Consider the following 21,497-nt stretch of genomic DNA (forward strand, 5'->3'; position numbering starts at 1 on the left):
ACGTCTTTTGGGGTCGTAGGAACCGCGGGCACCGATACGATCAGGTTAATGGCCGGCGTTTCGCCTTCTCGATGGTGAACGATTGCTTGGAGTGCGGTACAAAGCGCCGAGCGATCTTCCGTAATTGTCTCGGTTTGGCTCAGCGCGCCGGTGCGCGTTGGGCACCGACGCCGATCACGGCTGCCGCCATGATCAACAGCAGCGCCGAAATGATCAGGGATTGATGCGCGCCGGACGTGAAGGCGGCGGACTGGCCGATCAGCGAGCCGAACAACGCGACGCCCAGCACGCTGCCGGTCTGGCGCGTCGCGTTGAGCACGCCGGCGGCGATTCCGGAGCGCGACTTCTCCACGCTGCCGAGCGCGGTCGAAGTCAACGGCGGCACCAGGAGCCCGAGCCCGCCGCCGATCACCACGAGCTGGCAGCCGATCGCCCAATAGCTGGTGCCGGGCGCGATGAAGAGTAGCGCCATGCAGCCGGCCGCAGCGACGCCCGCGCCGAGCGCGATGGTCGGCGCGGCGCCGATGCGCTCGCTGACCCGCGCGGCGACCAGGTTGACCGGCAGCACCGCGCCCATCATCGGCAGGAACGCCAATCCGGTCGCGAACGGCGACCAGCCGTTGACGCGCTGGAAATACAGGCTGAACACGAAGATCAGCCCGTAGAAGGCGATGTTGACGAGCAGGCCGACCGCCGACGTCAGCGCGAACATGCGGTGGCGGAACAGCGTGAGCGGCAGCATCGGTTGCGCGGCGTGCCGCTCGCGGACGACAAACAGCGCCGCAGCGACGGCCGACACGGCGAGACCTGCGCGCACCCACGGATTGGTCCAGCCCGCAGCGCCGCCTGCGATGATCGCGCCGGCGAGCGAGCCGAGCGCGGCAATGGCGGCGATCTGGCCGGGCAGATCGACCTCGCGCTGCGGCGAGGCGGTGGTTTCGCTCGCATAGCGCCAGGCAAGGGTCAGGCCGATCAGGCCGATCGGCAGGTTGACGAGAAAGATCGAGCGCCAGCCGACCAGTGCGATCAGCGCGCCGCCGATCAGCGGCCCCGCGGTCAGCGCGAGGCTCGCGCCTGCGGCCCAGATGCCGACGGCGCGGCCGCGCGCCTTGTCGTCGCCATAGGCGTGGTTGAGCAGCGCGAGCGAGTTCGGCACCAGGATCGCGGCGCCCAGTCCCTGCAGCGCCCGCGCCGCAATCAGGATCACGGCGTTCGGCGCCAGCGCGCAGGCGAGCGAGGCCGCGGTGAAGATGGCGAAGCCGGCGATGAAAATCCGCTTGGCGCCGACGCGGTCGCCGAGCGCGCCGGCGGTGAGAATGAAGGATGCGAACGCGATCGTGTAGGCGTTGACCACCCATTGCAGCTCGGCGACGCCGCCGCCGAGCGAGCGGCCGATGGCATCGAGCGCGGTGTTGACGATGGTGACGTCGAGCTGCACCACGCCATAGCCGAGGCTCATGGCGGCGAGCGTGAGCGAGCTCGCGATCCGGCCCGTGGGCGCAGCCTGAGCGGCGCCGGGCGGGCTCGCCGCGGTCGCCGGACGAAGTTCGGGGTCCTGGAGCTTGAATGAAGCGCTCTGCATGGGGGTGCCTTGTCGGTTTTTTGCGCGTCGGTTTTGCGCGGGCAGGCTCCCGATCGCCTGAGACGACGCCGGAACTTAGCGCGACCCTGCTGCCAGTATCGTGTCAGCAACGACACGCGCTCCCTGGCAACGTCGATCAATGCCAGACGTTGCGACAGAACGCTTCGATGATGATCGAACCGTCCCATCAGGGGACGGCGGGCGGTCGACGCGGCGACGCCGCGCCGGGATTTGCCCCGGCGCGGCGTTTTGCCTCAGCCCCAGCTTTTTGATCGGTCAGCTCGCGGCGCGCAGGTTGACCTTGCCTTCCGCCAGCGACGTCAACTTCTGGTCACACTTCTTTTCCTCGTCGAGCGTCTTCTGCAGGATGCTCGCGCAGTCGGTGCGGCCGAGCTGCCGCGCCCAGGCGATCAGGCTGCCATAGCGCGCGATCTCGTAATGTTCGGCGGCTTGCGCGGCGTTGATCAGGGCCGCGTCCAGCACTGCCTTGTCGGCGACTTCGCCGGTCACCTCGTCGGCTTCCTCGATGATGCCGTCGATGGCCGGGCAGTCGACGGCCTTCACCTGCGCACCGTGCATCTGGAACACCTGTTCCAGGCGCTGGACATGCACCTTGGTTTCGTCGAGATGGGTCAGAAAGTCCTGCTTGAGCTGCTTGTCGCTGGCCTTGTCGGCCATTTTCGGCAACGCCTTCACGAGCTGCTGCTCGGCGTAATAGATGTCCTGCAATTGATGGATGAACAGGTCATTCATGGTCTTGATGTCACGGGTAAATAGTCCCATCGCTCGGATCCTTGTTCGTTCTTGGTAAAGGCGGCAACACCGCGGCGCGGCGTTTCGCCGCCGGCTGTTCGATGTTCGCCGCTTGCCGAGCGCTAACGGGCCGACGGGGCCGCTAGTTCCTGAAAGCGGCGAAAAGCGCGGGGAACATCGGCACTTGCGTGGCTTTAATGGGAAGCTTCCGGACGCGACTCGAATCCCGGCCGAGAAGCCATATGTAAGGCGTATGACAGGTACGCCGGACCGGACCATAGGCTGTCGTTGTCAAGGGCTGCACAACGGAGCGTTTTTGTCTTATGGAACGTCGCAGCCCCACGCGACGGCCCGCTTTGTAAGGGCCGATCGAATTCAATGCCGCCCCGCCGGGAGGACGAATGCAAGGACTGCTGACCGCGCTCAAGCGTGGTTTCAAGGAACGGATCGGCTGGAAGCGGCTCGGCATCGTCGCAAGCCTCCTCATCATCAGCTTCGCGATCGCCACGCTGTGGCGCACGCTCAAGGGCGTCGATGCTGCGGTGATCCTGACCGCGCTCACCGAGATTCCGCACCATCGCATTGGTCTGGCGGCGCTGTGCGTGGTGTGCGCGTTCTGCACGCTGACCTTCTATGATTTCTTCGCGCTGCGCACGATCGGCAAGAAGCACGTGCCCTACCGCATCGCGGCGCTGTCCAGCTTCACCAGCTATTCGATCGGCCACAATATCGGCGCCACCGTCTTCACCGGCGGCGCGATCCGCTTCCGGATCTATTCGGACTATGGGCTGAACGCGATCGACGTCGCGAAAATCTGCTTCCTCTCCGGCCTCACCTTCTGGCTCGGCAACCTGTTCGTGCTCGGCTTCGGCATGGCCTACCACCCGGACGCGGCGTCCGCGATGGACCTTTTGCCCCCCGCGATGAACCGGCTGATTGCGCTCGGCTGCCTTGCCGGGATCGGCGCCTATCTGGTCTGGCTCGTGACCGGCACCGAGCGGCGCAAGCTCGGCCAGAACGGCTGGACGGTGGTGCTGCCCTCGGCGCGGCTGACGCTGCTGCAGATCCTGATCGGCGTGGTCGATCTCGGCTTCTGCGCGCTCGCGATGTACCTGCTGATGCCGGACCAGCCGGGCATCGACTTCGTCTCGCTTGCGGTCGTATTCATCCTGGCGACGCTGCTCGGTTTCGCCAGCCATGCCCCCGGCAGCCTCGGCGTGTTCGATGCCGCAATGCTGGTCGCGCTGCCCGAGTTCAGCAAGGAACAGTTGCTCGCGACCCTGCTTGTGTTCCGCGTTCTCTATTTCGTGATCCCGTTCGCGATCGCGATTTCGATCATGGGCATGCGCGAACTCTGGCTCAACGTGGTGCGGCCGTGGCAGAAGCGGCGCAAGGTGAACGAGACGTTCCCGCGGGCCGCGACGCCAGCGACGGCGATACCGCAGCCGGTGGAGCGGCTCGAGCCGGTCAAGCGGCTGAAATCGCGGGCGTGAGCCGATTGCGCTGCGGGCTCGTCCTGGTGTGGCGGTTTTGACGTTCGCTACCCATCTGCCGCGATTTCTCTTTTGTGAACGTCAAATCCAACGCTCCACTGGCATCAAAAATTTGCTAGTGGTCCTTTGATTCTAACATTCGCAAAAGTGCCTCCCAGAGCGGATAGCGAATGTTGGAATCGGACCACCGGGCTCTTATTTCCGCCCCAACTGTAACGTCAAACGCGTCATGATCCGAAGTTACTGCCGCCTGCTGCTTGCGTGCGCGCTGTTTGCGGAGGCGTTTGCCTTTGACGTATCGCCCGCGGCAGCGCAGACCGCCGCCGACCCCCTGCAGATTTCCTGGGAAGTCAGGAACCGCTTCCGCCTGTTTCGCGAGGAGCGCGACTTCCAGCTTCACGTCGAGAGCGCGCGCGAGCGCAGCATTCTGGCGTCCGAGCAGGCGCTCGAGCTGCAGAGCGACGGCCGCGGCTGGGCGCGCAACATGGTCAACCGCCTCTGCATCGATCTCGCCGGTCGGGTCAGCGAGCCCTGCACCCGCGACAACGTCAAGGAAAGCTACCTGACGCCGATCGACCACGCCATCACGGTGCGGTTGACGGGAGCAGTGCCGGTCGGCGCAGTCTGCACCTGGTCGTTCGACGACGGTGACGGTCCGGAGCAATCGACCTTCGATTGCGCCGAGCCGGTCAACCTGCGTGTGCGCTACGGCCGCCAGACCGTCGCCACGGTCGACATCGCCGCCGGCGCCGAGGCGCCGCAGCGGGTCTCGACCGAGATCCTGGTGCGCGACATCCTCATCGCCGGCCTCGGCGACAGCATCGCCTCCGGCGAAGGCAACCCGGACCGCCCGGTGGCGCTGGCGGACGAAGGTTTCTGCTTCCGCTACTATCTCGGATCGGCCGCCGCGCAGTATTACCGGCCGAGCCGCGCCGGCTACAAGGGCGGCCGGGCCTGCGAGGCGCCCGACTCGCTCGCGGTATGGCAGAAGCAGAGCGCGCTGTGGCTCAATGCGGCGTGCCACCGTTCGCTCTACAGCTATCAGACGCGCGCAGCGCTCGCGCTCGCGGTGCGTTACCCGCATATCGCCGTCACCTATCTGCCGCTCGCCTGCACCGGGGCGACCATTGCCGACGGGCTGTTCGGCAGCCAGCGCGCCCGCGAATGCCCGCCGTCGCGATCGGGCGGCACCTGCCAGGGCACCGTCAACGGCCAGCTGGCGGAGCTGCGCGAGGCGCTCGCGGCCGCGCAGCGCCGGCAGCCGACGCGCAAGCTCGATCTGCTGCTGCTGTCGGTCGGCGCCAACGACATCTATTTCTCCGGCCTCGTCGCCGACGTGATCGTGGACACGGCGACCGAACGTGCGCTGTTCCGCCGCTCCGGCGTGATCGCGACCGTCGACGAGGCGCGCTCGGCGCTCGCGCGCGACCTGCCGCAGAGCTTTTCCAAGTTGCGCGAAGCCTTGAAGCCGCTGGTCGGCGACCTCTCGCGCGTGATCTACACGTCCTACGCCAATCCCGCGCTGTCGAACGGCGCGCCCTGCCCCGGCGGCCGCGCCGGCTTCGACATCCACCCGAGCTTCAACGCGGCGCCGCAGCGGCTCTCCAGCGTCACCGCCTTCGTGCAAAGCGAATTCCTGCCGCAGCTCAAGGCGCTCGCGCTCTGCCAGTCCGGCATCCTGTGCCGCGACCCGAACGGCGACCGCATGACCTTCGTCGATGCCCATCAGGCCGCATTCGGCGACCACGGCTTCTGCGCGCGCGGGCAAGGCGATCCGGAATTCGACCGCGAGTGCTTTTCGGCCAAGGGCGAAAGCTTCGACAACGATATCGTCACCGCCGCCAACCAGCCGATGCTGTGCGGCCGCAGCGCCGGCGATTACCGTGCCTACCTGCCCCGCGCGCGCTGGATCCGCGACGCCAATGACAGCTATTTCGCCGCGATGACCTATCCGCAGGGCCTGCCGGCCTCGATGCAGCCCGCCGACATCCATGACGCGACCTGGGGCGTGCTGTCGGCGGTCTATGGCGGCGCCGTGCATCCGAGCGCCGAGGGCCATGCGGCGATGGCGGATGCCGTGCTGCCGGCGGCGGCCGCCGTGCTGCAGCTCGACGCCGCGGTGCCCGAGGTGACGGCCGAGCCGGCGACGCCGCTGCCGCTCCAGCAGCGCTGAGCCGCCGCTTCTCCGGACAGCTTTTTCCGCACATTTCCGCGCAGCGGAACCCGCTCCCTTCGCCCGCCATGCGGCGCCTTCACAGCCGACGCGGCCGAGGCGTAGACTGAGCGCCCGCGCTGTCGTCCTTGGGCCGCGCGACGATAGCCAAAGACATAACAGCAAAAATCGACAACGGGAGAAACGAATGACCGGACGAATGCCTCACCTGGAGCGCGCCCTCCTCGCCGCGGCCGCCGCGATCGGCCTTGCGGCCCCTGCGAGCGCGCAGTCGGGCGATCCCATCAAGATCGGCGTGATCGCCGAAGTGCAGTCGATCGCCGGCGCCGCCACCCCGGGCGGCGCGCAGATCGCCGCCGACGAGATCAATGCCAAGGGCGGCATCCTCGGACGCAAGATCGAGATCGTCACCTATGACAACAAGAGCTCGTCGGCGGATTCGGTGCGCGCCTTCCAGCGCGCGGTGAGCGAGGACAAGGTCTCCGCCGTCATCGCGAGCTATATCAGCGAGGTCGTGCTGGCGCTCGAGCCGTGGGCGGCGCGGCTGAAGATGCCGCTGATCACGCCGGGCGCGGCCTCCAACGAGATCACGAAAGCGATCCACAACGACTACGAGAAGAACAAGTACACTTTCCACGGCTACCTGACCTCGGCGGCGCAGGCGCAGCTCGTCTGCGACGCCGCCAGGGAGCTGCTCGTCGACAACCTGAAATTCAAGTCGGTCGCGATCATGAGCGAGGACGCGGCCTGGACCAAGCCGCTCGACGTCGGCTACGAGGCATGCTTCCCGAAAGCGAGCCTGAAGGTCGTCGAGCACATCCGCTTCTCGCCCGACACCACCGACTTCACGCCGATCTTCAACAATATCGAGAGCAAGAAGCCGGACGCCATCGTCACCGGCATCTCCCATGTCGGCGTGCAGCCGACCGTGCAGTGGAAGAACCAGCAGGTGCCGATCCCGATGTTCGGCATCAGCGCGCAGGCGCTCTCGCCCACCTTCTGGAACGACACCAACGGCGCGGCCGAAGGCGTGCCGTCGCTCGCGGTCGCAACCCCCGATGTCGCGGTGACGCCGAAGACCAAGCCGTTCGCACAGGCCTTCAAGGCCAAGTTCGGCACCCCGCCGGCCTACACCGGCTACACCGCCTATGACGACGTCTACATCATCGCGGAAGCGATCCAGCGCGCCGGCTCGACCGATCCGGACAAGATGGTCGCGGAAATGGAGAAGACCAATTTCGAGGGCACCATCGGCCGCATCCAGTTCTACGGCAAGAACGACGAGTTCACCCACGGCATCAAGTCCGGTCCGGGCGCAGTCACTGGCCTCGTGTTCCAGTGGCAGAGCGGCAAGCAGGTCACGGTGTGGCCGAAGGCGATCGCGGAAGGAAAGCTGAAATTCCCCGACTTCGTGAAGCTGTCGCAATAGGCTGAGGCCAATGGCGGGTGCGCCTCGGCGCGCCCGCCGCACGCTCGCGGCGCCTGCTAACGTGGCGCGGCGGGCGTCTTCTTCGCGGCCGCCGGCGGCTTCACGGCGGCGGCCTGCGCGGGCAGATATTTGGCGACGATGGCAGGATCAATCTGGGCCATCGCGCTATCGGGCAGACGCGTCCAGGTCTCGTCCCTGCCGAGCAGGGAAATTCCGATGTAGCCGCGCAGGGTCAGCGATTGCCCGTCAGGGCTGAGCGTCATCTTGGCGCTGTAGATCTTGCCGTCGCGCGGGTCGAGCACGTTGCCGTCCTCGTATTTCAGCCCGTCGCGCTTCATGTCGCGGATGAAGGAGATTCCGAGCCAGGGCGCGTCCTTCCGGTCGTCGGCGCATTTCGAGCAGACCGGGTTGGGCGGATCGCCGGGTCTGGAAAACAGCTTGGCCATCACACCCTCGTAGGTGCCGTTGTGGTCCATCACGAGGATGTACAGGACCGGTTGGCCGTCTTCGACCTTCTGCCACAGCCCCGCGGCCGAACCTGGGTCCGCCGCGCGAACATCGCATGCACCCGCGACGGCAATCGCGAAACCGACAACTGCCGGCAGCATCGCTTGGAACCAGGATCGCGCAATCGGCATGGGTTTCACCTGACCAATCCAACTAAAGTATTGGCGCAGACTACGGCCATTTCGAGAATGGTACCAGTGTCCCGAATCCGAAGTTCGCCACATTTCGCGACCGGCACTTAGCGAACTTCGGATTCGAAAGGACGCTAGCAAACTTATGATTCTAGCCGGCGACGCAGCGCCTAGGGACTGCGCTTAGTTAACGCCGAGCTTCTTCTGCAGGCTGGTCGAGGACGTCGTGTACTGGAACACGAGCCGCTTGTCCGGATAGACGTAACGGTGGGCCTTTTGCGCCATCAGCGCGCCCTCGTGGAAGCCGCACAGGATCAGCTTCAGCTTGCCGGGATAGGTGTTGATGTCGCCGATCGCGAAAATGCCCGGCACACTGGTCTCGAACGCGCTGGTCTCGACCGGCACCAGGTTGTTCTCCAGCGCAATGCCCCAGTTGGCGACCGCCCCGAGCTTCATGGTCAGGCCGAAGAACGGCAGCATCGCGTTGCAGGCGAGCCTGGAGACTGAATTGTCGTTGCCCTTGATGGTGGCGCCGGTGAGCTTGCCGCCGTCGCCTTCGAGACTTGTGACCTGGCCGATCTTCAGCTCCATCTTGCCGGAAGCGACCAGCGCTCGCATCTGCTCGACGCTGTGCGGCGCGGCGCGGAAGTCGTCGCGCCGGTGCAGCAGCGTCACGCTGCGCGCGACCGGATGCAGGTTCAGCGTCCAGTCGAGCGCGGAATCGCCACCACCGACGATCAGGATGTCCTTGTCGCGGAAGTGCTCCATCTTGCGCACCGAGTAGAACACGGAGGTGCCCTCATAGGCCTCGATGCCGGGCACCGGCGGCCGCTTCGGCTGGAACGAGCCGCCGCCGGCCGAGATCACCACCACCTTGCATTCGAAGACCTTGCCGCCGTCGGTGGTGACGCGGAACGCGGGATCGCCGATCTTCTCGATCTTCTCCACCATCTCGTTGAGGTGGAAGCCCGGATTGAACGGCTTGATCTGCTCCATCAGCGCGTCGGTCAGCCCCTGACCGGTCACCATCGGGATGCCGGGAATGTCGTAGATCGGCTTTTCCGGATAGAGCTCGGCGCATTGCCCGCCGGCCTTGTCGAGGATGTCGACGACATGCGCCTTCATGTCGAGCAGGCCCAGCTCGAAAACACAGAACAGCCCGCAGGGGCCCGCGCCAATGATCAGCACATCGGTCTTGATCGCTTCGCTCATGTCGCTTCTTTTCGGTTGGGCCGCGCCCCGAGGGGCGAGCGGCAATTGGGCGCCCCACTAGCACGTCGAAGAGTTCTAGTGGAGTGGACCGGACGTTCGGATCGCGAATTCGCGCGGGAGCGAACGTCAAATCCACTCCACTAACTAGCCAACCGCGCCGGAACAGGAAAGCCCATAATGGCAGGCCGCCCCCTTGCGGGGACGCGTCAAACGCGTTGTAAGAGCACAAACATCCGGAGACCGCGCCCTGTGAATGCGCCCCTGCCGCCCAATGCCGAGCCGTGCCTGGAGGACTTTCCGTTCCGGGTTTCGGACAATGTCCGTTTTGGCGATCTCGACCCCAACCATCACGTCAACAACGCTGTCTACGCGACCTATTTCGAGACCGGCCGCGTCGCGCTGATGAAGGACCGCTCTTACGGGCTGCTGCCGCCGGGGCTCGGCTGGATGATGGTGCGGCTCGACATGCATTTCCGCGCCGAGCTGCGCTGGCCGGGCCAGATCGAGCTCGGGCTCGGCGTCGCCAGGCTTGGGCGGACGTCGGTCACGTTCGACCAGGTGGTGTTTTCGGACGGCCGCTGCGTGGCCTCGGCGCAGGCGGTCACGGTTCTGATCGACGAGAAGACGCGCAAGCCGACGCCGTTGACGGCGGAGATCGTGGAGAATCTGCAGCCCTGGCTGCGGCGCGGCATCGTGGTAACGGAGCCCGGCCTGTAGGGCGGCCGGCGCTGGGGAGAGCTCAGGCCTGCCGTTCCGGCGTCGAGACCACGAGGCCGTCGAGCTCGTCGCTCACCTTGATCTGGCACGACAGGCGCGAGTTCGGCCGCACGTCGAAACCGAAATCCAGCATGTCCTCTTCCATCGGCGAGGGCGGACCGACCTTCTCGCGCCAGGCCTCGTCCACATAGACGTGGCAGGTCGCGCAGGCGCACGCGCCGCCGCACTCGGCCTCGATTCCGGGAATCGCGTTGCGGATGGCTGCTTCCATCACGGTCGCGCCGTTCTCGACATCAATGGTGCGGGATTCGCCCGCGTGGTCGACAAAAGTGATCTTCGCCATGATTGCTCGTGCTGCGGGGATAGAGGACGCTTCCGGGTGTCCTATAACGGGTCGATCCGCCCAGCGCCAGCGCTTCCGGGCCCGATTCCTCAGCCCCGTCCGAGCAGGGTTTCAATCGCCAGGCGCGCCTGGTGGACGGCGTCCGCGAGGTCGGAAAGCGCAAGGCGCGATTCGTCGCCGCCCTTTCGCAGCGCCGTTTCCAGTGCGGCGGCGGCATCGCCGACCGCAAACGCGCCGATCGCGCGGGCCGCCCCCTTCAGCGTATGGACGAGTTCGCCGGCTCGTTCCGGCAAGTCGGCGAGCGCGCCCACGATCTGGTCGGACTGGGCCACGAACATCGTCAGCACCTCGCGCTCGAGCGCGGCGTCGCCCAGCGTCATGCGGCGAAGATGGTCGAGATCGATCGGTCCGTCATCGGGAGCGAGCGGCGGCGATGGCATCCAGTCAGTCCGTTGCAGGGGAAGCGGCATGGGGTCATATCCGGGTGCCCTGCCGGCGTCGAACCGATGGGCGCGTTCCGGCGAGCCAACCATGGAAATGGTTAACGGAACGTTTGTGGTACTTGCCATAAATCAGCCCTGCTTTTGACCAATACTTGCCTCATTTTCCAAAAGCGAAACAGAAATCTGTGCATCATTAAGGCCTTACGCCGCTCTCCTGTTAACGATGATTAAGATTGTCTTAATCGCGGCCATTTCATTCGCATCGCTGTGCCAATAGGATGTTTGCGGATGGTGGCCGAATAGCCGACGCATGGCCGCGCCGCGCGCGCGGTCCAGAAGCCGTTTTGCGGACCTGCAGGGGGCGCCCTCGCAGGACCTGCGGGGATGCGTACAAGTAACGAGGGCTCAGACTGAACATGGCGAACAACCCCAAGAAGGTGAAAGACCCGACCGAAGTCGCGCTTTCTGCCATTCAGGAAGCCTTGAACATCGGCGACAGCAGCGCCACAGAGACGAGCCGCAATAGTCAGCGCGAGGAGGCTGCGTCGGACGCGCCGCTCACGCCACCGCTCTACAGCGAGACGCCGTTCGACACACGCCCGGGCAGCGACCGCCAGATCTTCGATCCGATCGAGGAAACCCTCCCCGCGCGGCGCGCCGCCGCCAATGACGACCGCGAGACCATCGGCCAGCTCCTGCAGGCAATCCAGCAGGGCCGCCCTGCCCGCAACGTCTACACGATCGCTTCGCTGTTCGCCGGCGTGTGGGTGGTCGGCTGCGGTCTGCTCACCATCAGCTTCCTGCCCTCGCTGCAAGCGGCGATCGGCCAGGGCTCCGGCGGCGTGCTGGTGCTCGCGGGCCTCGCCGCGCTGCTCTTTGCGCCGGTGCTGCTGTTCTTTTTCCTCGCCAACCTCGCCTGGCGCGGCCAGGAATTGCGCATGATCGCGCAATCGATGGCGCAGGTCGCGATCCGCTTCTCGGAGCCCGAGGGCGCGACGCGCGATTCCATGGTGACGGTCGGACAGGCGATCCGCCGCGAGGTCGCGGCGATGGGCGACGGCGTGGAGCGCGCGATCGCGCGCGCCGGCGAGCTCGAAACACTCGTCGCCAACGAGGTCGCGGCGCTCGAACGCGCCTATTCCGACAACGAGGTGCGCATCCGCGCGCTGCTGCAGGATATCGCCCATCAGCGCGACAACCTGGTCGGCCAGGCCGAGCAGGTGCGCAGCGCGATTTCCGGCGTGCAGATCGACCTGCGCCACGACATCGCGCTGATCTCGGACGCGATCGCCTCGCGCGTCGACGAGGTCGCCAAAAGCATCACCGGCGCGCTGGAGGAACGCGGCGCACACATCACCGACGCGCTGAGCCGCGCCGGCGACAACATGATCCTGGCGCTCGGCGAGCGCGGCGGCGACCTGCTCGACCGCCTCGAGGAGGCGAGCGCCGAGACCACGCGCGCGGTGCTCGACGCCTCGGAGCGGCTGACCACCAGCCTCAATTTCAAGACCGGCCACGTGCACGACGAATTCGTCGATCTCGCCGACCGCGTCCATGAAATGCTGAACGAGCGCATCGACCGCATCACCGGCGAGTTCGAGCAGCGCTCCTCGACCATCGTCGACGGCATCTCGGAGCGCACCGAGCAGGTCCACGACTCCCTGAAGAATTCCGGCGACTCGCTGCTGCTCGAGCTCGAGCTGCGCTCCGGCGACCTCGTCAACAAGATCGACGACGCCGGCAACCGGCTCGCCGAGCGCATCCTCTCCAGCGGCGACAAGGCGAGCGAGGCGCTCGATTCCACCGTCAATTCGCTGGTCGCCAAGGTGGTCAGCCAGACCGAGACCGCGCACGACACGCTGTCGATGCAGATGAGCGCCTTCGACGAGCTGGTGAAGAACCAGGGCTCGGAGCTTGCGGAAAAGTTCGCCCGCGATTCCGGCACGCTGGGCGCGCTGATCACGCGCCACATTTCGGAGTTCGACCGCACCGTGAAGACGTTCGGCGGCGAGATCGTCGAGCGCATGGGCGAGCGCACGGCTGATATCGCCGACAGCCTGAAGACCTATGTCGACACCTTCGACAAGCGCCTGACCTCGAACGGCGGCGAGATCACCGCCGCGCTCGACCAGCGCCTGGCGCAGTTCGAGACTACGCTGCAGACCAGCGTCATCACGCTCGACAGCTCGCTCGACAGCAAGCTGCAGACGCTGGAACAGACCTTCGACACCCGCGCGAGGTCGGTCACCGAGACCGTCGACAGCCGCCTCACCCTGCTCGGCTCGACACTGACCGACGGCGCGGCGCAGGCGGTGCAGTCGATCGATTCGCGCCTCACTTCGCTCACCTCGACCCTGAGCCAGGGCACCTCGCAGGCTATCGACGCGATCGACCGCCGCATCGCCAGCGTCACCGAGACCATCGACGGGCGCAGCGCCCATCTCACCGACACCATCACCGCACGCTTCCAAGAAATCCACCAGGGCATCGAGACCCGCGTCGGCGCGGTCAGCGCCGATATCGACACCCGCGTCGCGCAGTTCGAGGACCTGCTGGGATCGCGCATCGAGGCGGTCGCAGGCCGCATCGAAAGCAGCGGACGGCAGGCGAGCGAGGACCTGATGGCGCGCGCCGAGATGCTGTCCTCAAGCATCCGCTCCCATGTCGAGGAGGCCGAGCGCTCGCTGACCAACCTCGTGGTCAACACCTCGGAAACGGTGCAGACCGGCGCCCGCGCCGCGCAGCAGGCGCTGATCACCGTCTCCTCCGACGTCGGCGCGCAGCTCAAGCTGACCTCCGGCGAGGTCGAGCGGACGCTCACCACGGTCGGCACCTCCGCCGCCAATGCGATCCTGACCAGCGCCCGCGACGCCCAGACCACGCTGGTCTCGGCCTCCGGCGACGCCGCGACCCAGATCAAGTCGCTTGCCGCCGACGTCGAGCGCACGCTCTCGGCCGCCGGCAGCGCCACCGCCACATCGATCCTGAACGGCGCGCGCGAGGCGCAGACCACGCTGGTCTCCGCGTCGTCGGACGCCGCCAACCATGTCAAGTCGCTCACCGCCGACGTGCAGCGTTCGCTTTCGATGGCCGGCACGACGACCGCCGAGTCGATCACCTCGGGCGCGCGCGACGCGCACAGCACGCTGGTGGCCGCCTCCTCGGAAGCCGCCAACCACGTCAAGTCGCTCGCCTCCGACATCGAACGCACCCTGACGGCGGCCGGCACCGACACCGCCGCCTCGATCCTCAACAGCGCCCGCGAGGCGCAGACCACGCTGGTGACCGCCTCCTCCGAGACCGCCAACCACACGAGGTCGCTCGCCGCCGACGTCGAGCGCGCGCTGTCCGCGGCCGGCTCCGAAACCGCCGCCTCCATCCTCAACAGCGCCCGCGAGGCGCAGAGCTCATTCGCCGCGACATCGGCGGACGCCGCAAACCAGATCCGCGCGATCTCCGGCGAGATCGAGCGCTCGCTCTCCACCGTCACCGCCTCGACCACGGACAACATCCAGAACAGCGCCCAGAACGCCCAGAACGCGCTGGTCGCCGCCTCCACCGAAGTCGCGGCCAAGGTCAAGTCGACTTCCGCGGAAATCGAGCGCTCGGTGCTCGCCGCCGGCCACGCGTTCGGCTCGTCGATGACGGGCAAGACCGACGAGATCGTCTCCTACGTGCAACAGCAGACCGATCGGCTGGCGCAGATGATCGACGGCAGGCGCGGCACGCTGGTCGAGGCCCTGACCGGCAAGACCAGCCAGCTCACGGTCGACATCGACCGCGTTACCTCGGAGGCGCTGCGGTCGATCGAAGCCCGCGGCCAGGCGTTCGCGCAATCGATGCTCGGCAGCGGCACCGACGTGGCGCGGACCATCACCTCGGCGGGCGACCTCGCCACCGGCGCGGTCAGCAAGTCGCTGAAGGACCTCGAACAGGCCTCGCGCGCCGCCATCGAGCAGTCACGCCAGGTGTCGATCGCGGCGGTCACCGAGATGCAGGAGACCAGCAAGATCCTGCGTACCGACACGGTGGCGCTGTTCGAACGGCTGCGCGAAGGCAACATCCTGCTGCAGGAAGTGCTGACCGGCGCCCACGACAACCTCAACTCGCTCGAGCGCGCGCTTGTCACCCGCGTCGCCGATTTCGTTTCCGCCATGAACGACGTCACGTCGCGCAACGGCTCGGCCACGCAGGCGCTGGAAGACCAGTTGACGGTGTTCAACTCCAAGACCGCGAAGGCGCTCGACGACCTCGGCATGCTTTCCGGCCAGTTCGACAGCCACGGCCGCGCGCTGGTCGAGGCCGCGGCCCTCGTCGAGCAGAGCAACCGCAACACCACCGCCTCCGTCGCCGAGCGCAAGGCCACGCTGGAATCGCTGGTCACCACCATCGACCTGCGCACCGCCGACCTCGACCAGCGGCTGTCGCGCTTCACCAGCCTGCTCGACGAATCGCTTGCGGCCGCCGAGGAACGCGCCCGCGACATCGCGCGCGTGGTCGCGGAGACGGCCGGCGCGGGTTCGTCCGCGATCACAAGGCAGTTCGAGGCGGTGCGTGCGGCGTCCGAGGAGGAACATCGCCAGACGCTGGAATCGATGCACCACATCTACCAGCAGACCACCGACGAAGCGGATGCGATGTTCAAGCAGTCCGCCGAGAAGTTCGGCTCGCTGGTTTCGAGCATGAAGCAGATGGCGGCCGAGATGCATCACGAGCTCGAGGCCACGCGCAACGAGCTGCGCCGCGGCGTGCTGGAGATGCCGCAGGAGGCGGCCGAGAGCACCGCCCAGATGCGCAAGGTCATCGTCGACCAGATCGAAGCGCTTGCCGAGCTCAACCGCATCGTCGCCCATCACGGCCGCGGCCTCGACGTGGTCGCCAGCGGTCGCGGCAGCGCCCAGCGCCACGACGAGCCGATGATCGCCGCGGTCAGCGGCGGACGCAACGAGACGCGCATGCGCGATGCCGGCAGCGCCTCCACCCTGCCGCCGCCGGATATCGGCGCGCCGACCGCGCGCCGCACCGAGGCGCCGCCGGTGAGCCCGGCAAGCAACGATGGCGGCCGCGACGGCTGGCTGTCGGACCTGTTGAGCCGCGCCGACAATCCCGCCAGCCGCGAGGCGCCGCGACCCCGCAACGCCCCACAACCGGCCGGCGGAGGCAACGGCAACCCGCTGGAGTCGCTGTCGCTCGACATTGCCAGGCTGATGGACCGCAACCTTGCGGCCGAGATGTGGGACCGCTACCAGCGCGGCGAAAGCAAGGCCTTCACCAAGCGCCTCTACACGCCCGCCGGGCAGAAGGCGTTCGACGAGGTCGCTCGCAAATACCGCTCCGACCGCAACTTCAAGCAGACGGTCGACCGCTACATCGCCGAGTTCGAGCGGCTGCTCGACGAGGTCGCGCGCGAGGACCGCGGACCGCAGGCGCTGCGCGGCCACCTCACCTCGGAGACCGGGCTCGTCTACACCCTGCTCGCGCATGCCGCGGGACGACTGGGATGAGGCGCGAATAGCGAGAAGCGGATAACGAACGAAACGGAGGCTTCGGCCTCCGTTTTGCTTTGGGACGATCGCGTCGCCACGGCACAGCGGTCAAGGCTGGCTCTTCGCAGACCGCGGCGAAAGCGGGACCTGGATGACCCTGAAGCCTGCGACCTCGGGAAATCCGTCCGCGGAGTCGGCGGACACCAGCGCCAGCACCGCCGCCGGCACTTCGCCGCTCGCCATCCGATTGACCGCACTCGCCTGCCCGACGCTCAGTTGGACCGAAGGCGCGCCTGCCGCCACCATCGCGATCCTGACATCGACGCTGGATGCGACATACTTTTCATCGATCGCGACGTTCTTGCCGGCAAGATCGGATACCGACCTGATCTCCGGACGAACCATGACGATGGCGACCAGGAGATCCGTGTTGTTGGCTGACGCAGCCGCGGAATGTGCGCCATTGCCGCGCGCGGCCGTCGCGCCTGTCATCCGCTCCGCAGCCGCGGTCGCGGTCGCCACCAGCTCTTGTATCGTCCTGCTGCTTGAGCTCTGGACAAGACCCACGGTGGCCTGCCCGATCTCGGCATTCGGCTCTGACGTACCGGACCCAGCCACGGCGATGCTGCCTTTCGGCTCGCGTTGGGACCTCGGCGAAGGCGGCGGAAGCGGGACATGCGTTGCGGGAGGGTCCGCTCTTGCCGTGAGGATGGCTGCCCCTACCTTCCTGGCGACATGGGCGGCGCCCTCACGGCCACGATGAAGCGGCTTTTCACCCTTTGCCGCGACGGCCGACCTGGCCCCTCTTGTCGGGGGCCTCGCCCTGAATGATGCAAGCTGGAGCGGCGTCTGAACCGCCGTTCTGTCGACACAGGCGACGGCGCCGTTGTCAGCGCAGGTCTCCGCGGCCGCTTGGTGAGTTGGCTGGCGGCTGCAGCCGACCAGGGTCGCAGCCAACGCGATCATGAGAGGCGTCCTCAAGCAATCCCCCTGGAGGATGAATGCCCGCCGTCATTCCGTCTGCGTATTCCGCGCTGAACCTCTATCTCTTGAGCAAAAATGTTAAACGCGCATTAAGCGTGCGGCGCTCAGTGCGCGAAGCTCGCACATGGTTAATGCCGGCGCCGCTGAAATTCGCGCAAGAAAGATCGCGGCGAACGTCAAGGTCGCGGCGTCGCGGGATGAAGCCCGCCGTGACGCCGCGCCCGTCGCCGCGTTTCGCCCCAGGACGATCTGGAGCATCAGCCCGAAGCTATTTCCCCACCAGCGGACACTGGCTTTCGGACAGCGGGCGGAAGGAGTCCTCGCCGGACATCTCGGCCAGCACCTGATAATAGTCGCCGCGATATTTCGACTGCGCCGGGGACTTCACCTTCATCAGGTAGGTCTTGTGCATGACGCGACCGTCGGGGCGGATCTCGACGTTCTTGTTGTAGAAATCGTTCACCGGCAATTCCCGCATCTTCGCGGCGACGGCCTTGCCGTCGGTGGTGCCGGCCGCCTGCACCGCCTTCAGATAATGCAGCACCGAGGCATAGGTGCCGGCCGTGATCAGATTGGGGATGAAGCCGCCGGAGCGCTCCATGAAGCGCTTGGCCCAGGCGCGGGTCTCGTCATTGGTGTCCCAATAGAACGACGTGGTCAGCGTCAGCCCCTGCGCGACGTCGAGTCCAAGCCCCTCGATGTCGTTGATGTAGATGACGAGGCTCGCGAGACTCTGGCCGGACTGCACGATGCCGAATTCGCGCGCCTGCTTGATCGCCGTCAAGAGGTCGGCGCCCGACATCGCAAGCCCAATCACCTTGGCTTTCGACGCCTGCGCCTGCAACAGGAACGAGGAGAAGTCAGGGGAGCCAAACGGAAAGCGCACGCTGCCGGCCACCTTGCCGCCGTTCGCCTCGACGAAGCGGCTCGCATCGTTCTGCAGAGAGTGGCCGAACGCGTAGTCGCTGGTCAGGAAGAACCAGGAATCGCCGCCCTGTTTCGTCACCTGGCTCGCGGTGCCCTTGGCGAACGAATAGGTATCGTAGCTCCACTGCGTCGTGGTCGCCGAACAGGCCTTGCCCGTGAGCTCGGTGGTCGCAGCGCCCGAGATCAAGAGGATCTTGTTGCGGGGACGCGCAACTTCCTGGGTCGCGAGCGCCACCGCCGAGCCGGCGACGTCGGTGATGGCGTCGACGCCCTCGGTATCGAACCACTTGCGGCTCAGGTTGACCGCGATGTCGGGCTTGTTCTGATGGTCGGCGGTGACCACGACGATCGGCTTGCCGAGCACTTTCCCACCGAAATCATCGACCGCCATCTGCGTGGCCTCGACCGAATGCTTGCCGACGAGATAGGCGAAGCCGCCCGAGTGGTCCGTCATCACTCCGATCTTGACCGCGCCGTCGGGGCCTTGCGCGTGCGCGATGGCGCACGATGCCAGCACGGCCGCGACGACCAATCCCAATCCTGTTGCCTTCACGATCGTTCTCTCCTCTGGAATGTCGGTGGTGTCTTTAAGGCTCAGACCGCGAGCGCGATGCCGTCGTGTCCGGGATCGGCGCCGCCATCGAGCCTGTCGCCATCGATGCGGATGCCGTGGACGGCCGCGAATCCGAACGTGTACGGGCTGCGGATCACCTCGTATCCCTCGGCCTCGAGTTGCCGCGTGGTGCGATGGATGATCCGGTTCGAGACGTCGATGGCGTTGCTGGTTGCCGAGAACCGCGGCGCGCTCACCGCCTCGGTCATCGTCATGCCGAAATCGAGGACGTTGAGGATCGCCTGCAGCACGCCCATCGCGATCTGCGTGGCGCCGGGCGCGCCGATCACGAGATAGGGCTTGCCGCCGCGGAAAATGATCGAGGGACACACCGAGGTGAAGCGCGCCTTGCCCGGCGCGATGCTGCCGGCCCGGCCCGGCCGCGGATCGAACACGGCCATGCAGCCGTTGTAGAAGAAGCCAAGGCCGTCGGTGATCACGCCGGAAGGCATTCCGAGCGAATGCGTCATGGTCACGCAGTTGCCGTCGCGGTCGACCACCGAGACCTGGGTCGTATCCTTCGACGGAAATCCGGAATTGAAGCGCGGCACGTCCGCCTTCACCCTCGCCGCGATGTCCTTCGCCATGGCCGCGGCGTAGTCCTTCGAGGAAAGGCGCGCGACCGGGACGTCGACGAAGCCGGGATCGCCGATGAAATTGTCCTTGTCGACGGTCGCGCGCTTCATGGCCTCGCAGACGACGCGGAGATACTCGGCGCTGTTGTGTCCGATGCCAGCGAGGTCGAAGCGCTCGAGCATGTTGAGCATCTCGATCAGCATGAGGCCGCCGCCGGGCGGGTTGTTCGTGGTGATTTGGTAGTCGCGGTAGGTGCTGCGCAGCGGATCGAGCCATTTGGGCTGATAGGATGCGAGATCATCAGCCGTGATCAGGCCGCCGTGCTCGCGCATGTCGCGCGCGATCGCTTTCGCAAGCTCCCCCTTGTAGAAGACGTCCGAGCCGCCTTCGGCGATCAGGCGCAGCGTCCGGGCGTAGTCCGGATTGCGCACGAGGTCGCCGACGCGCTTCGGCGTGCCGTCGTCGCGGCAATAGAGGCTTCGCCCCGACGGCGAGAACGCCAGCCGCTCCACGCCGGACGCACGCCCCATCGTGCCGGGATCGGACCAGAAGAACTCGACATGCGGGCGCACCATCCAGCCCCGCTCGGCCCATTCGATGGCCGGCGCGACGATGTCGCGCCACGGCAGGACGCCGAACCTGGCATGGGCCTCGAAATAGGCCTTCAGCGAGGCGGGAACGCAGGCCGATTGATAGCCGAGGTCGTTGACCTTGCCCTTGAGGATGAAGCCATAGCCGTCGCGCGCCTCACTCTCGATCAGGTGCTCCCACATGTCGGGCCGCGCCGCCGCCGGCGATGGCGCATGAAAGTCGAGATACTTGTGAAAATTCTGCGCGGGGAAGTAGATGCCGGCGCTGCCGAACCCGGCGATCCCTGTCATCAGTGGGTCCACCACGCCCTGCACCAGCGCGCAGGCGATCGCGGCATCGACGGCATTGCCGCCGGCTTCCAGCATCGACGCTCCGGCTTCCGCCGCTTCGGTTTGCGCCGCGACAATCATCGCCTTCGCCTGGGGCATGGTTCCTCCGCTTCGCTAGAGTTCTTGGCCGCGACCAGTGGCGGTCTTCGCCGCCCCTTGGGCTGTTTCCGGCACGGGCATCCCGGCGCGGGCATCGTGGTTTTGGTTTGGCAAATCGCATTCATGCCTGTCCAATACTAATGCTGTCGTGATTGATAACCCCGTGATATCAATCCACCGCCATGGTCCACCCTTCGCTTCATGCCAAGACGCAATACTTCCTCGCCGTGGGAGAGACGCTGAGCTTCCGCAAGGCGGCTAGGGCGCTGGGGATTGCCCAGCCGGCGCTGAGCCGCAGCATCCGCCAGCTCGAGGAGCAGCTCGGCTTTGCGCTGTTCGAGCGCTCGACGCGCCATGTGGCGCTGACCCCGGCCGGCGAAATCCTCTACCGCGAGGGCACCGAGGCGATGCGGCGGCTGGCCGGCGCTTTCTCGCGCGCGGGCGCGGTGGCGCAGGGTCTCCGCGGCACGCTGATGGTCGGCTACTCGACCTTCGCCGCGACGGGCCCGATGTCGGACATCATCATCGAATTTCGCAAGCAGTATCCGGAAGCGCAGGTCGCGCTACGATTGCTCGCGTCGTCGGAGCAGTCGGCAGCGCTCGATGAAGGGACCATCGACCTCGGTTTCATGATGTCGAACGTGTCGGCGGGGCTGCGGCAGAGCATTCCGATCTCGCGCGAACGGCTGATCGCGATCGTGCCGGCCAATCACGCGTGGGCCAGCGAACGGTCGATAACGCTGCGACGCCTGGCGACGGCGCCGATCGTGATCGGCACGGCGACGCGATGGCGCGGCTTCAGGACGCTGGTCGACGACATGACGGGGGCCAAGGGACTGAAACTGAACGTCGTCGAGGAGGCCGACGACCTGCCGGTGCTGCTCCAGCTGGTGCGCTCCGGTCTCGGCTGCACGATCCTGGACGTGTCGTTCATTCCGACGCTGCCGCCCGGCATCAAGCCGCTCGAGATCAGGGATGCCAGGGCAACCCTGGACATCGTGCTGACATGGCGAGCGGACAACCTGTCTCCCCTCACCGCGCGGTTCGTCGAGGTCGCCAAAAGACTGGTCGAGGGTTCAGAAGGCTGACGTCCTTGCCGCGCGCCCGTT

At 66.4% G+C, this 21,497-nt stretch carries 15 protein-coding genes; 6 read left to right on the forward strand and 9 right to left on the reverse strand.

Features of this window, described 5'->3' with window-relative positions; all coding sequences use genetic code 11:
• Positions 1-139: 139 nt before the first annotated feature.
• Positions 140-1,582, reverse strand: coding sequence for an MFS transporter (locus QOU61_RS26300; RefSeq protein ID WP_289654124.1), 1,443 nt, complete (start codon positions 1,580-1,582; stop codon positions 140-142).
• A gap of 276 nt (positions 1,583-1,858) precedes the next feature.
• Positions 1,859-2,365: a YciE/YciF ferroxidase family protein gene (locus QOU61_RS26305; protein WP_289654125.1), complete on the reverse strand. Its 507-nt coding sequence runs from the start codon at positions 2,363-2,365 to the stop codon at positions 1,859-1,861.
• Between the two features lie 371 nt (positions 2,366-2,736).
• On the opposite strand from QOU61_RS26305, the gene QOU61_RS26310 reads away from it, so the two are divergent.
• The 3 genes from QOU61_RS26310 to QOU61_RS26320 all read left to right on the forward strand — a co-directional run bounded on the left by QOU61_RS26310 (position 2,737) and on the right by QOU61_RS26320 (position 7,430).
• On the forward strand, positions 2,737-3,828 hold the full coding sequence (locus tag QOU61_RS26310) for a lysylphosphatidylglycerol synthase transmembrane domain-containing protein (RefSeq protein WP_289654126.1): 1,092 nt from the start codon (positions 2,737-2,739) through the stop codon (positions 3,826-3,828).
• Positions 3,829-4,057: 229 nt separating this feature from the next.
• On the forward strand, positions 4,058-6,001 hold the full coding sequence (locus QOU61_RS26315; protein ID WP_289654127.1) for an SGNH/GDSL hydrolase family protein: 1,944 nt from the start codon (positions 4,058-4,060) through the stop codon (positions 5,999-6,001).
• A gap of 187 nt (positions 6,002-6,188) precedes the next feature.
• Positions 6,189-7,430 carry an ABC transporter substrate-binding protein gene (locus QOU61_RS26320; RefSeq protein ID WP_289654128.1) on the forward strand — a complete coding sequence of 414 codons (1,242 nt, stop codon included), beginning with the start codon at positions 6,189-6,191 and terminating at the stop codon, positions 7,428-7,430.
• 56 nt (positions 7,431-7,486) lie between these two features.
• Here the strand turns inward: QOU61_RS26320 and QOU61_RS26325 are convergent, their stop codons facing one another.
• Complete coding sequence (locus QOU61_RS26325) at positions 7,487-8,068, reverse strand: DUF2147 domain-containing protein (RefSeq protein WP_502876824.1); 582 nt, start codon at positions 8,066-8,068, stop codon at positions 7,487-7,489.
• Between the two features lie 183 nt (positions 8,069-8,251).
• Positions 8,252-9,280, reverse strand: coding sequence for an NAD(P)/FAD-dependent oxidoreductase (locus QOU61_RS26330; RefSeq protein WP_289654129.1), 1,029 nt, complete (start codon positions 9,278-9,280; stop codon positions 8,252-8,254).
• A 249-nt stretch (positions 9,281-9,529) separates the two neighbouring features.
• Here QOU61_RS26330 and QOU61_RS26335 point away from each other — a divergent pair, with 249 nt between their 5' ends.
• The gene (locus QOU61_RS26335; RefSeq protein ID WP_289654130.1) at positions 9,530-9,997 is read left to right on the forward strand and encodes an acyl-CoA thioesterase; all 468 of its coding nucleotides are present in this window, start codon (positions 9,530-9,532) and stop codon (positions 9,995-9,997) included.
• A 22-nt stretch (positions 9,998-10,019) separates the two neighbouring features.
• Here QOU61_RS26335 and QOU61_RS26340 read toward each other — a convergent pair whose 3' ends face one another.
• Both QOU61_RS26340 and QOU61_RS26345 read right to left on the reverse strand, forming a co-directional pair.
• Complete coding sequence (locus tag QOU61_RS26340) at positions 10,020-10,340, reverse strand: 2Fe-2S iron-sulfur cluster-binding protein (protein ID WP_289654131.1); 321 nt, start codon at positions 10,338-10,340, stop codon at positions 10,020-10,022.
• An 89-nt stretch (positions 10,341-10,429) separates the two neighbouring features.
• Positions 10,430-10,810: an Hpt domain-containing protein gene (locus QOU61_RS26345; RefSeq protein WP_289654132.1), complete on the reverse strand. Its 381-nt coding sequence runs from the start codon at positions 10,808-10,810 to the stop codon at positions 10,430-10,432.
• Between the two features lie 389 nt (positions 10,811-11,199).
• Here QOU61_RS26345 and QOU61_RS26350 point away from each other — a divergent pair, with 389 nt between their 5' ends.
• Complete coding sequence (locus tag QOU61_RS26350) at positions 11,200-16,287, forward strand: apolipoprotein A-IV repeat region-like domain-containing protein (protein ID WP_289654133.1); 5,088 nt, start codon at positions 11,200-11,202, stop codon at positions 16,285-16,287.
• A 90-nt stretch (positions 16,288-16,377) separates the two neighbouring features.
• Here QOU61_RS26350 and QOU61_RS26355 read toward each other — a convergent pair whose 3' ends face one another.
• From QOU61_RS26355 to ggt, 3 genes are all read right to left on the reverse strand, one after another.
• Positions 16,378-16,887: a type 2 periplasmic-binding domain-containing protein gene (locus QOU61_RS26355; protein ID WP_289654134.1), complete on the reverse strand. Its 510-nt coding sequence runs from the start codon at positions 16,885-16,887 to the stop codon at positions 16,378-16,380.
• Positions 16,888-17,521: 634 nt separating this feature from the next.
• Positions 17,522-18,733, reverse strand: coding sequence for an ABC transporter substrate-binding protein (locus QOU61_RS26360; RefSeq protein WP_289654135.1), 1,212 nt, complete (start codon positions 18,731-18,733; stop codon positions 17,522-17,524).
• 41 nt (positions 18,734-18,774) lie between these two features.
• Complete coding sequence (ggt, locus tag QOU61_RS26365; protein ID WP_289654136.1) at positions 18,775-20,388, reverse strand: gamma-glutamyltransferase; 1,614 nt, start codon at positions 20,386-20,388, stop codon at positions 18,775-18,777.
• Between the two features lie 182 nt (positions 20,389-20,570).
• Here ggt and QOU61_RS26370 point away from each other — a divergent pair, with 182 nt between their 5' ends.
• Positions 20,571-21,476 (forward strand): LysR family transcriptional regulator, encoded by a 906-nt coding sequence (locus QOU61_RS26370; protein ID WP_289654137.1) that lies wholly within the window; start codon positions 20,571-20,573, stop codon positions 21,474-21,476.
• Positions 21,477-21,497: the final 21 nt, after the last annotated feature.

This window comes from Bradyrhizobium sp. NP1, assembly GCF_030378205.1.
Taxonomy (GTDB): Bacteria; Pseudomonadota; Alphaproteobacteria; order Rhizobiales; family Xanthobacteraceae; genus Bradyrhizobium.